This window comes from Archangium minus (assembly GCF_044360475.1).
GTDB lineage: Bacteria > Myxococcota > Myxococcia > Myxococcales > Myxococcaceae > Archangium > Archangium minus.
In genome coordinates, this window is the sequence record NZ_CP043494.1 from 1,377,088 (window position 1) to 1,390,203 (window position 13,116).

10 protein-coding genes are annotated in these 13,116 nt (G+C 67.8%); 3 read left to right on the forward strand and 7 right to left on the reverse strand.

From position 1 onward, the window contains the following. Positions 1–104: 104 nt before the first annotated feature. Positions 105–1,247: an ISAs1 family transposase gene (locus tag F0U60_RS05855; RefSeq protein ID WP_395809119.1), complete on the forward strand. Its 1,143-nt coding sequence runs from the start codon at positions 105–107 to the stop codon at positions 1,245–1,247. 40 nt (positions 1,248–1,287) lie between these two features. Here F0U60_RS05855 and F0U60_RS05860 read toward each other — a convergent pair whose 3' ends face one another. From F0U60_RS05860 to F0U60_RS05880, 5 genes are all read right to left on the reverse strand, one after another. Beyond that, positions 1,288–1,698, reverse strand: coding sequence for a response regulator (locus F0U60_RS05860; RefSeq protein WP_395815131.1), 411 nt, complete (start codon positions 1,696–1,698; stop codon positions 1,288–1,290). 200 nt (positions 1,699–1,898) lie between these two features. Further along, a complete protein-coding gene (locus tag F0U60_RS05865; protein WP_395815134.1) occupies positions 1,899–3,767 on the reverse strand; it encodes a PAS domain-containing protein in 1,869 nt (622 codons plus the stop codon). A 62-nt stretch (positions 3,768–3,829) separates the two neighbouring features. After that, entirely contained in the window at positions 3,830–4,984 is a 1,155-nt protein-coding gene (locus tag F0U60_RS05870) for a serine/threonine protein kinase (RefSeq protein WP_395815137.1), read from the reverse strand. 161 nt (positions 4,985–5,145) lie between these two features. Further along, a complete protein-coding gene (locus tag F0U60_RS05875) occupies positions 5,146–6,096 on the reverse strand; it encodes a DUF2381 family protein (protein WP_395815140.1) in 951 nt (316 codons plus the stop codon). 104 nt (positions 6,097–6,200) lie between these two features. Continuing rightward, the gene (locus tag F0U60_RS05880) at positions 6,201–8,180 is read right to left on the reverse strand and encodes a serine/threonine-protein kinase (protein WP_395815143.1); all 1,980 of its coding nucleotides are present in this window, start codon (positions 8,178–8,180) and stop codon (positions 6,201–6,203) included. A gap of 249 nt (positions 8,181–8,429) precedes the next feature. On the opposite strand from F0U60_RS05880, the gene F0U60_RS05885 reads away from it, so the two are divergent. Next, positions 8,430–8,702, forward strand: coding sequence for a hypothetical protein (locus tag F0U60_RS05885; RefSeq protein ID WP_395815146.1), 273 nt, complete (start codon positions 8,430–8,432; stop codon positions 8,700–8,702). A gap of 192 nt (positions 8,703–8,894) precedes the next feature. Continuing rightward, a complete protein-coding gene (locus F0U60_RS05890; RefSeq protein ID WP_395815149.1) occupies positions 8,895–9,578 on the forward strand; it encodes a response regulator transcription factor in 684 nt (227 codons plus the stop codon). A 219-nt stretch (positions 9,579–9,797) separates the two neighbouring features. Here the strand turns inward: F0U60_RS05890 and F0U60_RS05895 are convergent, their stop codons facing one another. Both F0U60_RS05895 and F0U60_RS05900 read right to left on the reverse strand, forming a co-directional pair. Further along, the gene (locus tag F0U60_RS05895) at positions 9,798–10,190 is read right to left on the reverse strand and encodes a two-component system response regulator (RefSeq protein ID WP_395815152.1); all 393 of its coding nucleotides are present in this window, start codon (positions 10,188–10,190) and stop codon (positions 9,798–9,800) included. Next, entirely contained in the window at positions 10,183–13,113 is a 2,931-nt protein-coding gene (locus F0U60_RS05900; protein WP_395815155.1) for a response regulator, read from the reverse strand. Before F0U60_RS05900 ends, F0U60_RS05895 begins: the two co-directional genes overlap by 8 nt. Positions 13,114–13,116: the final 3 nt, after the last annotated feature.

The following is a 13,116-nucleotide window of genomic DNA, read 5'->3' on the forward strand; positions in this document are numbered from 1 at the left end:
AAATCAGCGGGTTGGCAGTGGGCTCACGCAGGAGGTCAGAGGACTTCCATAGGCTGGGCCCACTTATGGAGTCACAGGGGCAGGGCGGGCAGGGTGGGCAGGTTGTGGTTCAACTCATTCTCGAGCACTTCGGGGGGCTGAAGGACCCCCGAGTGGCGCGCACCAAGCGCCATGCGCTCAGCAACGTGCTGGTGATGGCGCTGTGCGCGGTGATTGCTGGAGCTGACGGGTGGGAGGGACTGGCACAATTTGCCAGGTCGCGAGCGCAGTGGTTGGCCAGCTTCCTGGACATGCCACATGGAGTGCCGTGCGCGGACACCTTCCGCCGGGTGCTGTGCGCACTACACCCCCAGGCATTCGAGGCCTGCATGCGCCGGTGGATGCAGGCACTGGCCAGGGAGGTGCGCGGCCAGGTAGTGGCGGTAGACGGTAAGAGTGTGCGAGGCGCACTGAGCAAGACCCTGGCGGGCTCGCCGCTGCATCTGGTGCACGTATGGGCCAGCGAGCAGCGGCTGCTGTTGGCGCAGCAGGCCGTAGCGGGAGCACCCGGAGAGGTGGCGGCCATCCCCGAGTTGCTGGCGCAATTGCAACTGCAAGGGGCAGTGGTGACGGTGGACGCCAACGGGTGCACGGCCAAGGTGGCCCAGGCCGTGGTGCACGCGGGAGCTGACTACGTGCTGCACCTCAAGGGCAACCGCGGGCCGTTGTACTCCCACGTCAAGGACATGTTCGCCCCGGTGCGTGCCAACCCCGAGGCGAGCCACTCTGGGGTGGACACTCACAGCCGCAGCGTGAGCAAGGGACATGGCCGACGCGAGGTGCGTACAGCCTGGGCAGTGGCCCTGCGGCCAGAAGACCTACCGCCCAGCGCACACAAGTGGCCCCGGCTGCGCACTGCCGTGCTGCTGCGGCGCGAGCGCACGCTCAAGGGCAAGGTGAGCCAGGAGTGGCACTACTACCTCAGCAGCCTGCCACCCCAGGCTCGCAAGCTCACCGGCCTCATCCGCGGCCACTGGGGCGTGGAGAATGGGCTGCACTGGTGCCTGGACGTGTGCATGGGCGAGGACTCGCGCACCATCCGCCACTTCAATGGGGCGCAGAATTTCGCCGTGCTCAGCCGCATTGCCCTCACGCTGCTGCGACGTGAGAAGACACTCAAGGCCGGTGTCCCTACCCGGCGCAAGAAGGCTGGGTGGGACACCGACTATTTGCTACGTGTCCTGCTGGCTGGCTTTCCCGAGAATTAGATGCGCCCGCCCTGCCCGAGGGGAGAGGGAGTAGTGGGGATTAGCGGGCGCTCGCGGCGGGCGGCAGCCGGCTCTTCTTGTAGATGCTGATCAGCTTGCGGGCCAGGGACTCGCCCTGGACGCTCTTGGAGATGTAGCCATCTGCTCCCGAGGCCAGTGCGAGCGCGCGCAGCTTGGACTCGTCCGAAGCTGAATAGAGAATGAAGCGCGTGGCCGGCGGGGCCTGGTTGCGCGCCAGCGTCAGCACCTTGTCGCCGCTGAGCGCCGGGATGTTCACGTCCAACAGCACCAGGTCCGGCATCGCGTTGCGCACCAGGTTCGAGACACCCAGTGACGAGCGATGCGTGCGCACCTCGAAGCCATAGGCGTGCAGCGTCCGCTCCAGAAGCATCAGCTGATCGACATCGTCGTCCACCACGAGGACACGAATCTTGTTCTCGCTCTCGGACATGAGTTCCCCTTGGATGAAGTGCGAAAGGTGGTTTGCGGAGCTCTAGGATACATCCTCGCACCCGCACTGGGAGGCCCGCCCCTCATGGAAGCGAGTCGTGAGGCCAGAAATCCGACGTCAGCTCCCCGGGAGATGTGCAAAGCCGGTAAGAACCATCCTTGCCAAGCCCGGCCAGTCGGGCAAAGCCGGGAAGATGACACTCATTCGTGACGAGGGACAGCGCGAGGCAAACGGATGGTGAAGACCGTGCCCTCCTCGTGTGTGGAGCGCACCTCGACGGTGCCCCCGTGCGCGGTGGAGATCTGCCGGACGATGTAGAGCCCGAGCCCTAGCCCGGAGGGCGACCGACCGCGCGCCATTCCTCGGCGGAAGGGCTCAAAGAGGTCGGGCAACAGCTCGGCCGGGATGGGCTCGCCCTGGTTGCGTACCTCCATGCGCACGCGCTCTCCCTCGTCATAGAGGGCCAGGGTCACAGGTGTCGCCGGGGGGCTGTAGTCGAGGGCGTTCTTGAGGAGGTTGCTGAGCAGCTGGGCCAGCCGATCCGCATCCCACTCGCCCTGCAGGTCGCCGTGGGTCTCCAGCAGCAGCTCGCGCGCTGGGTGGGACACCTCCACTTCGCTCACCACGCGGTGGCCCAGCGACTCCAGGTCGGTGGGGGCGGGCGTAATGGGGATGCCGCCTCCCAGCCGCCCGCGCGTGAGATCGAGCAGATCTCCAATCATCCGCGCCATCAGCTCCGCGTTGAGCGCGATGCGCTGGGCGAGCCGCAGCGAGCGCTCCGGCAGCGTCTCCTGGCGCAGGAGCAGGTCGGCCGACAGGCTGATGATGCTCAGGGGATTGCGCAGGTCATGGCTGACAATGCCGAGGAACCGCTCGCGGAACTCCGCTGTCTGGCGCAGCTGCTCCTCGAAGCGCTTGCGCTCGGTGATGTCCACCACGGCTGTGGCCACCATGAGGGTGCGGCCCTCGCGGTCCTTCACCGGCGAGTAGCTCACCAGGTAGTAACCGAGCTCGCCCCCCCGGCCGGCCGTGGGCACATGGAGCTCCATGTTGGTCACCGACTCGCCGGTCTCAAAGACACGCTGGTAGTTGGGCGCGTTGGAGGGGGCAATGCGCGGGATGACTTCCCACACGGTGCGCCCGAGCGACTGCTCCACGGGGACGCCGTTGATGGCGGCGAGCGCATGGTTGATGCGCACGTAGCGCAACTCCCTGTCGATGAAGGACAGGCCCACGGGCGCGGTGGCCAGCAGCGTGTCCAACAACGCCAGGGCCTCCTCGCGCTCCTTGGCCAGGGCGCGCCGCAGTGCCACGTCTCGCGAGGTGAGCACTGCGCCGCGCAGGGAGCCATCGGGCCAGCGCAGGGGCCGGGCCGTGATGGAGATGGGCAGCCGCGTACCATCCGGACGGTGAATCCAGAAGCTCTCGTCCCGCACGAGCTCTCCCTGGAGCGCGCGGTGCAGCGGCACCTGCTCCAGCGTCAGCGGGCGAGCCTCCTCATCGGACAACCCTTCCATCCACTCCTGCGTGGTCAGCTCCTTCAGGGGTCGTCCGTGCTGACGCTCGGCCTCGGGGTTGAAGAGGCGCAGCACGCCCTGGGCATCCGCCATGATGATGCCGTCACCACTCTGGGCGATGATGTCCCGGAGCAGGGTCCGCTGCTCCTCGGTCTCTGCTCGGACCGCGCGCTCGCGCTCCGCGACAGCGTCCGCCATGGCGAGGTCGATGCCCTGGTGGAGGAGCCTGTTCTCCGCCAGGTCCAACGTGCCACCCGTCTCCTGCAGCAGCTCGAGGATGCAGTCCCGCAGGAGCCCATACTCGCGGACGATCTGCGTGACGTCGTAGCCCAGGTCCCTCCGCTGGGCGCGGTGCTGCGCCGCCGTGTCGAGCACCTGCGCGCGAGGGTGTCCGCGGAGCAGGTCCAACAGCTCATCGAGCAGCACCGGGAACGTGTCGATGACGGCGGAGCGCGTCCGGCCTTCCATGGGGAAGTGGGCACGCACCGTGCGCTCGAACCGCTCCAGAATGTCCCCGCGCCGCAGCGAGAGGATGTCGGCCAGTGCACCCATAACGGCAGCTAGCCACGGCGCAGGGATTCGTGCCAGCAGAGAGCGCACTTTGTGCCGGCGGGCTAGTGGTCCATCAGGAAGTACACGTCACCGGCCCTGCGCTCGTCATCATCGGAGGGCCGGAACTCCGCGGGCCCTCGTGTCTCGGCCTCTTCCCGGGCCTGCAGCAGCTCCTCCATGGCCTCCACCGGGCCGTAGGGCGTGTCCCACTGCCTGGCGCACTCATCCAGGTCCGCCAGCAGCTCGGCGGCGGAGGCGTAGCGCTCCGAGGGCTCGCGACGCAGCAGCCTGAGGAAGACCTTCTGCACGGGGGCGGACAGGTGCTGCGTCAGCTGCTCGACGTACTCGGGACGAATGGCCGAGGCTCGCCGGGACAGGTCCTCCACCGTCGTCCAGCACTGCACCTCCGTCAGCCACGCCGCGTTGAGCTTGTCCTCGAACAGGTTCGGGGGAAGCTGAGCGGCGGCCTTCTCCATCTCGTCCGTGGCGTAGGGCTGCTGGCCGGTGGCCAGCTCCACGATCACCAGGCCCAACGAGAAGAGGTCCGCGCGGCCATCCACCACGATGCGCAGGCTGGGCGCACACAGGTACTCCGGAGCGGCGAAGTCGACCTCTCCTCGGAGGATGTACGGGTTGGTCGTCTCGCGCCCGGCCACGCGCGAGTACGCCGACACGAACTTCGTCAGAATGATTCGGCCGTCATAGGCCACGAGGATGCTGTAGGGGTCGATACCGCGGTGGATGATGCCCAGGGGCTTGCCCTCTGCATCCTTGAGCGAGTGTACGTAGTCCAGCACCTTTGCCACCTCCCGAGCTACATGAACGATGAATCTCTCGGACATGGGCCGCTTACGCATGCATGCGTAGTGGCCGATCATGTTCAAGCTGAAGCCAAACACGTAATCCATGACGAGGTACCTGCGGCCGTTCTGTTTGAAGACGCCGTGAACGTGAGGAATGGACGGGTGTGACATTCGCTTCAGCAAGTCCGCCTCCTCGTTCATGCGCCTGTGATTCGTCAGCGAAGCGTCGCTGTCCAGCACCGCGATCTCGACTAGCGGGCCTTCCTTGAACCCGGTGCGCGGCAGGCACAGGTACACCTTCCGCTCGCCAGGGCCCGCGACCAGCGTCTTGAGCCGGTAGTAGTCGATGCCTCCGTGGGAGAGCAGGATGTCACGAGCCGTGAGGCGGGGGAAATGGATGTCGAAGATAGACATTGAACAGACTCCTCTGATGGCGGCCAATCCGCACAGGTTCACGCATCGGTTGATGACCTCTGAAGTAACGCGACGTTGAGGAGGACCTTACCGCAGAGATAAACCCGAAGGGAATGACCTGAGAGGTTGACCAGGGGTTACCTGTCCCAGCACGCCATGCATCACGGGGGAAACAGTTGTATTTCCGGGAAGTTCACGCCGCGCACGGCGAGGATTCGCGTTCCTCCCGCCGCTCTCAATTCGAGAAGGAAGGGGCCCCGCGCCTGCTCCGAGGGGGCCTCCGCCTCCACGACCACTCGGTCCTGGGCTTGGGGGGCAAGCGGCCCAGGCTGCCACACGCGGAGCACCCGCAGCCGGACGCCCTCCGGGCCCACCAACCGCGCTTCTTCCGCCGTCCAGGCTTGGGGGCCAGTGTTCCTCACCCGTAGCTCCACGGCCACCCGCTTTCCCTGTTCTGCGCGGTAGCTCCAGGCTTGCCGCACCACGAAGGCTTCGCCGGGAGGCGGGGTGAGGTCCTCTGTAATGTCCCGCACCGAGAGCCCGTGGTTTTCACCCACCAGTCCGGAGACGAACAGGTTCATGAGGCCCTCGGGAGGCGTCCCCTCCGCCCGGGTGTGCGCCAGTTCCACCTCGCACCGCTCGGCCCGCTCGCGCTCCCTCTGAACCGCCTGCTCGCTCGTCTCTCCTGCGTGGGGCCGACGGTACACCTCCACCTGCTGCTCGGCCTGGAGGGGGTGCACCACCAGCCGGAAGGTGGCCCCTTCAGGCGCCGCGCCATCCGCGAAGCGCACCGTCAGCAGCAATTCCCTGCCCGATGGCAGCGAGCCCGCGGGAAGGAGGGTGACCACTCCGACGGCCTCATCCACTGTCACCGAGAGGAAGTGCTCGCGCTCCTCCACTGCCACTCCGCCGCGTTGCAAGGGAGCGTGAAGCACGAAGGTGGTGGTGCGGTGGGGGCTGATGTGCACCGCATGGTTCTGCCCCATGCCTTCGGCTGTCAGCTCCAGGTGGCGCACGCCCATTCCGTTCCACTCCCCGGGCGCGGGCTGGCGGGGGGCGGGTGTTGCCGTGAGGAGTGCGAGCAGCAGGGTCGCGACGAGCGGTGCGGTCATGGGGGGATAACCTCCGGAGTGACCCAGAGTAGCAAGGACCTCCGACGTAGGTTCCTCGCTTCCGCCCTCGTTTTCTGCTGCCCGCTCCGTTCGCCGCTCGTGCTCTACTCGAAGCGCTTCACTGGGAAGATGAACGCGCTGCCTCGGACGGTGGCGATGCCCTGTTCGCTCTCGACCCTCTTTCCTCCCCAACTCCTGGTTGATCCTCCACGCGTCACCACCATGCAGACGGAGTACGTGTGACCGTTGGGCGTGTGGGCCCGGGTGAAGCGGCCAAACACCTCCTTCTCCCCGAAGAGGATCTCTCCGGAGAAGAGCGTGCCGAGCGGCAGCTTTCCCCAGTCCTCATCCAGGACCAGAGTCGCGGGACCCGGGCGCACGGTGGTGATCGGCTCGCTCCCGGGAATCGAGACGTGCCCGTAACGGTCACGGCCTATCTCCCCGAACTCCAACTCCTTCATGGTCTGCGCCGCGTCAGGAGGGCACTCCGCGGGGGCGGGCGTGGGGCGCACCTGGGCGGTGGTGGGCCCTGTGCATCCGGTGAGGAGGGCGGTGCAGGTCAAGAGCGCTCCCGCCTTGGTGGCCGGGGTGCTCGATTCCTTCTGGGACGTCTTCCGTGAGGGCTTCACGTGCGTGTCCTTGGCGGGCGTCGCACGGGCGACGGGCGCAGGGGTTGCCGCCTCTGGAGGCGCTGCGCCTCCGTCACCTTCCGGCTGCTTCCTCTCGGGCGCCACTTCCTGGCTGGGGGCGGGTCTCACCTCGAGCGTGGGAGGGGCGGAGGCCACCGGAGAGGTCGAGCGGCGAGCAAGCCCAAGGACTGCCAGCCCCAGAACCAGCGCGAGGCCCGCGCTCGCCCACCACCGAGTGGTGTTGCGTGCTCGCGGTGGTGCGGAGACGGGGAGGGCTTCCGACTCGCTTGCGGGCGCGGCCACCGTGGGCGGTGCCGGCGTGGCGGGCTCCTCGGGTTGGGAGGTGGGCTCGCCGCGACGTGGGTGGCGCAGCTCGTACTCCTCCAGCCGCCGCCACCGAGCCTCCTCGTCCTCGTTCTCCAGCTCTGCCTCCGCCGCCGTGGTGGCGGTGTCCGGGCCCCAGGCCTCGCACAGCGGCACGTCCCACGTCGCGTCCGCTCGGGCCCGTGCTTCCTCCAGCGCTGCATCCACCGCTCGAGCGTCCGGGTAGCGCGCCTCGGGTGCCTTCTCCAGCAGGCGCAGGCACACGTCCGCGAGCGTCTGCGGCACACGCGGGTTGCGCGCCTGGGGGGCCTCGGGTTGCTGGTGCAGGATGGCCTCTCCCAGCGCCCAGGCGTCCGCGTCCGCGTCGCCCGCCTCCCTCACCTGGAACGGGAAGGTGCCCGTCAGCAGCCAGTAGAGCAGCACTCCCAATGCCCACAGGTCATCCCGGGTGCTCGCCTCGTAGCGCTCGCCCTCGCGGCGGCGCCGCTTGAAGCGCTCTGCCTCCGGGCTGCGGTAGGGCGCGGTGCCCGGCAGCACGGGGCCCGTCACCTGGTGCGCGCCGGGGAAGGTGCCCACGCCGAAGTCCACCAGCACGGGCTGACCGTCCGCCTCGCGCACCACCACGTTGGCGCACTTGACGTCGCGGTGCACCACGCCGGCCCGGTGCACGGCCGCGAGTTGTTGCGCCAGCGCTCGCACCAGCTCCGCCACCTGCCTCGCTGACGGGTTGTGCCGCTTCGCCCACGCGTGCAGCGCCCGCCCCTGGACGTACTCCATGACGAGGTAGATGAAGCGCGGCGCCTTCTCCGGCCACTCACCGTGCCCTCGCACGAACACCCAGCCGATGCGCCGCAACCGCAGCAGCACCTCCAATTCCCGCCACGCCCAGGCCGCCGCGCGAGGCAGGTGGATGAACTTCACCGCGTACGCCTTCCCGCTCGGGCTCCTGGCCCGGTACACCGTGCCCTGGCTTCCGCCGCCCAGCCTCGCCTCCAGGTACAGCCCGCCCACTCGCGTCCCGGGCAGAGGCAATTGCGGCTCCAGGGGCTCGGTGACGGCCCGCCTCCACAGCATGCGCCGTTGTACTTTCAGCCATGTCCTCGCGGACGGCTCGGCCTCGACCCCGTTCATGTGCTCAACCTCCGAGGTGAGGCAGGCTAACATGACCCCCTGATGTAGCTTGTCGCCGCTGTTCGTCCCGTCAACCGTCTAGGGTGTGGACGCTCCTCTTTGACCCGGTGCGTCGGGAATCACTCGGGGATGGGTCAGGTTCCACGAGCACTCCAGGCGGCCAGGGCGATGTCGGCCGTGAGTACAGTTTCCACATTGGAGTGCGCTGCGAAAGGTGGAGACACAATGTCATACTCCATACATATCGACATGTCTTTGACCCCCCTGATGGAAGAGCTGCCTACTCACGTGCGGGCTTCCTTGCAGGAGCAGCTCCAGACCATCGCAGATGCCGCCGAGTATCTGCCGCCGCATGATCCCCTCTGGCGCGAAGTGGCCCAGCCGGACGGGGATGGTCTGCGGATGTATGTCGCCGGCTGCTGCGTCCGGTTCCACCTGCTGCCCGACGACCGCCAAGTTCTCGTGGAGCAGATAGGCCGTGTGCGAATACGCCTGCCTGCTTCCCTGTCCTTGAGCCAGTGAGGCAAGGGTCTAGCCAGAACGCTTCAACTGCCTTCTGCATGACACCTGACCAGACGAGTCTCCCTGCCATTGCAACCAGGATGGATATAGTTCGCTCGGGTGGAGTGGGACTCCGCCCTATGGGGTAGACTCTGCCCTATAGGGTGGACTCTGCCTGTTGGTTGGGACCTGGGAAGGGCAAGGGAGAGTCACATGCAGGCGGGACAGCGGATCCGGATTGGCATCCTGGAGGATCAGCAGCTCTTTCGTGAAAGCCTGGTTGCGCTTTTCGCGAACGCGGGCTTGGAGGTAACCGTCCAGAGCCCCGACGTGGAGGGGTTCCTGGCGCAGCTCCAGGACTCGGCTCTGGATGTGGCCGTGGTGGATCTACGGCTCGAGCGCCCGGATACCAAGGAAATGGACGACGGCCTGCGGCTGGTGACGCTGCTGAGGGAGCGGTATCCGCAAGTCCGCGTGCTCGTCCTCTCGGGCCAGCGGGAGCTCCCGCAGATGGAGCGCTGCTTCCAGGCCGGGGCCGCTGGCTTCGTCAGCAAGCTCAACGTGAGCTGCGCTGAGCTGGTGTCCGCCATCGAGCAGGTGGCCCGAGGCGAGTGGGTGGTTCCGTCGGAGCTCGTGAGCCCGGTGCAGGCCGCCCAGGAGGCGAGCGAGCGGGCCTCTCCGTTGGATCGGCTCACCCTGCGTGAGCGCGAGGTGCTGAGCCTGGTGGCGAGCGGGGCGGACAACCTGCAGATCTCCGCCCGGCTCGGCATCACCGAGCGCACGGTGAAGGCGCACGTCTCCAATCTCTATCGCAAGCTGGGGGTGCAGAACCGCGTGGAGATGGCGATGGTGGGGTACCAGTCCGGACTCTCCGGCGCTATGGACTCGCATCCCTAGAGGGATACGCCGCCTTGTACGGGCGGACGGTGTACCGCGGCACACTGTTTCATCGGGTCGCGCGGACACATCCTGAGGATCGACACGCCTTCTCTCTCCGGGCGTGTCCGGTTCTCGGAGGGTGTCGCCTTCCCTCCGGCAGCTCCTTCGTGACCGTGTCTTCTCAGTGTCCCACGGGCTGGGGCAGGGCCGTCCCACTCTGCCCCAGTCTTGTTTTGCTCAGGAGGGCGCGCTGCGGCTCTGCTCGCGGAAGGCCGTGAGCTTCTGGATGAGCTCCGCGCCTTGGACACTCTTGGAGAGGTAGCCGTCCGCGCCGGAGGCCCGGGCCAGCGAGCGCAGCCGCGCCTCGTCCGAGGCCGAGTAGAGGATGAACTTCGTGTGCTGGGGTGCGTAGCGGCGGGCCAGGCTCACGACCTGGTCCCCCTTGAGCGCGGGGAAATTCACGTCCAGCAGCACCAGATCCGGCTCCACGTTGCGCACCAGGTTGGAAACACCCAGGGCGGAGCGGTGCGTCTGCACCTCGAAGTGCGGCGCCAGGGTGCGGCGGACGAGCTCCAGCAGATCCGGATCATCGTCCACCACGAGGACCAGGGCCTTGGGGGCATCAGCCATTGCCACGCCCCAGGTGCTTGCGGATGGTCTCGAGCAACGTCTCACGGTCCAACGGCTTGGTGAGGTAGGCGTCGCAGCCGGCGGCCGTGGCCTTCTCCTGGTACTCGCGTCCGGCGTGGGCGGTGACGGCGATGACCGGGATGTTGGCCGCGGCGGGGAGCTGGCGCAGGCGCCGGGTGGCCTCCCAGCCGTCCAGGCGGGGCAGGGACAGGTCCATCAGGATGAGGTCCGGCACCTCGCGCGTGGCGCGCTCCACCCCCAGCTCTCCGTCCTCGGCCTCCAGCACCTCGAAGAGGCCTCCGAGGTAGCGGCGGACGATGTCGCGGTTCTGGGGGTTGTCCTCGACGTAGAGGATGCGTGGCAGGCGGCCGGCGCGCTGGGCGCTCTGCTTGAGCAGGATGCCCTTGGCCTGGCCGATGACGTCCTCCAGGGCATGGCCGCCCTTCTGGACGAAGCCGGCGAAGCCGTCGCGGAGCAGGGCCTGGTCCTCGGCGGAGAGCGTCTTGCCGGTGAGCACCACCACCGGGACGTTGAGCTTCTCGGCGCGCAGGCGGCGCAGCACCTCGAAGCCGTCCAGGTTGGGCATCATCAGGTCCAACACCACCAGCGTGGGCGGGGAGACGCGCGCCTTGAGGAGGGCGTCCTCACCGCTGTGGGCCTCGTTGGTGGAGAAGCCCGCGCGGCGCAGGGAGCGGCTGACGAGCTCGCGGGTGGTGGCATCGTCATCCACCACCAGCACCTCGCCCGCGCCGGTGGCGGTGCCGATGCTGCGGCGCACCACCTCCACCAGGTGCTCGGGCTCAATGGGTTTGACGAGGTACTCACACGCGCCCAGCGAGAAGCCGCGGGCCCGCTGCTCCTCCACGGAGATGATGATGACGGGGATGCGCGCCAGGTCCGGCTCGCTCTTGAGGGTGGACAGCACGCTCCAGCCGTCCAGGCGCGGCAGGTGGATGTCCAGCACGATGGCGTGCGGGCGCAGCTCCCGCGCCTTCTTGAGCGCGTCCAGCCCATCCGTGGCCGTCACCACGGTGAAGCCCGCGGGCCCGAGCTGTCCGGACACCAGGTGCTGCACGAGCGGATCATCATCCACTACCAGCACGGTGCCGCCCTGCACGATGGGGGCGAGCGCCGCGCCCACGTCGTGCGGGGACACCGGCTTGTCCAGCTCGCGCGAGCCGCCCAGCGCATCGCCCTCGAGCACGCCGGCCAGCCGCACCGTGAAGGTGGTGCCGCGACCCAGGGTGCTCTGAACCTCCACCCCGCCGCCCAGCACCTTGCTCAGCTCCTTGACGATGGCGAGCCCCAGCCCGGTGCCACCCACCTTGCGCGTGGAGGAGCCGTCCACCTGGCGGAACTTCTCGAAGATGACGCTGAGCTGCTCGGGGGGAATCCCGATGCCCGTGTCCTCGATGATGAAGACGGCCTCGTTGCCCTCCGGGCGCACGGTGAGCGACACCTCGCCGGACTCGGTGAACTTGGCCGCGTTGGACAGCAGGTTGAGCAGGATTTGACGCAGCTTCAGCGCGTCCGTGCGCACGTACGTCGTGCGCTCGTGGATGTCCGTGCGCAGCTCGACGTCCTTGCCCTTGAGGTACTCCTTCACCGTGGCCAGGCACTCCTCGGCCAGCTCCTGCATGTCCACCCGCTCCACCACGATTTCCATCCGGCCCGCTTCAATCTTGGACAGGTCGAGGATGTCGTTGATGAGCGCGAGCAGCGTCTGCGCGTTCTTCTTCACCACGTTGAGGTCGCGCCGGCCGTGGGCGGTGAGCCGGCTGCCCTCCTCGCGCATCAGCAAGTCGCAGTAGCCGATGATGCCGTTGAGCGGGGTGCGGATTTCGTGGCTGAAGTTGGCCAGGAACTCGCTCTTGAGCCGGGCGGCGGCCTCGGCCTCGCGCGCGCGGTCCTCTTCGTTGCGCTTGGCGAGGGCCAGCTCCGTGGCCAGCCGGTCCAGGTCCTCGTTCTGCTGGCGGATGATCTCCATCTGCAGCGCCCGCTGCTGATAGCTGGCCAGCGTGCGCGCGGACACGGCGCGGCTCTTCTTGAGCTCCTCCAGGTTCTCCGCCAGGCGCTTGTTGGCCTCCTCCAGCTCGGCCTTGGACTTGCGCAGGGCCTCCTCGGCCTCCTTGCGCTCGGTGATGTCCTCGGTGATGCCCAGCACGTAGCGGGCCTCGCCGGCGTCATCCAGGAGCGGCAGCTTGCGCGTGGCGTAGATGCGGTCCACCCCACCCGTGCGCGCCACCTCCTCGAAGCGCTTGAGCTTCTTCGTCTGGAGGATCTCCGTGTCGATGGCCACGAAGGAGTCGGCCTGCTCCTGCGGGAAGTAGTCGTGGTCCAGCTTGCCGAGCAGCCACTCCTTGGTGACACCGAACGCGTCGGCGAACGTCTTGTTCACCACGCGCAGCCGGCGCTCCTCGGCGTCCTTGGCGAAGAGGACGAAGGGCAGGCTGTCGACGATGCGCTCCAGCAGCCAGCGCGAGCTTGCCTGCTGCTTCTCCGCCTCCTGGTGCTGGCGGCGCTCGATGATGCGCTTGAGCTCGCGGCGCACCACGGGCACGAGCGTGGCCAGCCGCTCCTGCTCCAGGTAGCTGCTGGCACCGGCCTCCTCCATGGCGGAGATCATCTCTGCCTCGTCCCACTTCGCCGAGACCACGACGAAGGGCAGCGGGCGCGAGCGCTCGCGCAGCCACGGGGCCACCTCGCGGAAGCCCAGTCCCGGCAGCTCCGAGCCGCACACGACCAGGTCCCACGGCTTCTCCAGCGTCGCCCGGAGCTCGTCCTGGGTGGATACGCGCTCGGCGGACACCCGCAGGTCCGCGCGCTGCAGCGTCTCCAGCACGCGCGTGCTCTCCGCCTCACCGGCCACCAAAAGCAGTCGGGGCGTCTCGCTACCCGACACCGCAGGAGTCGGAGTACCCATCCG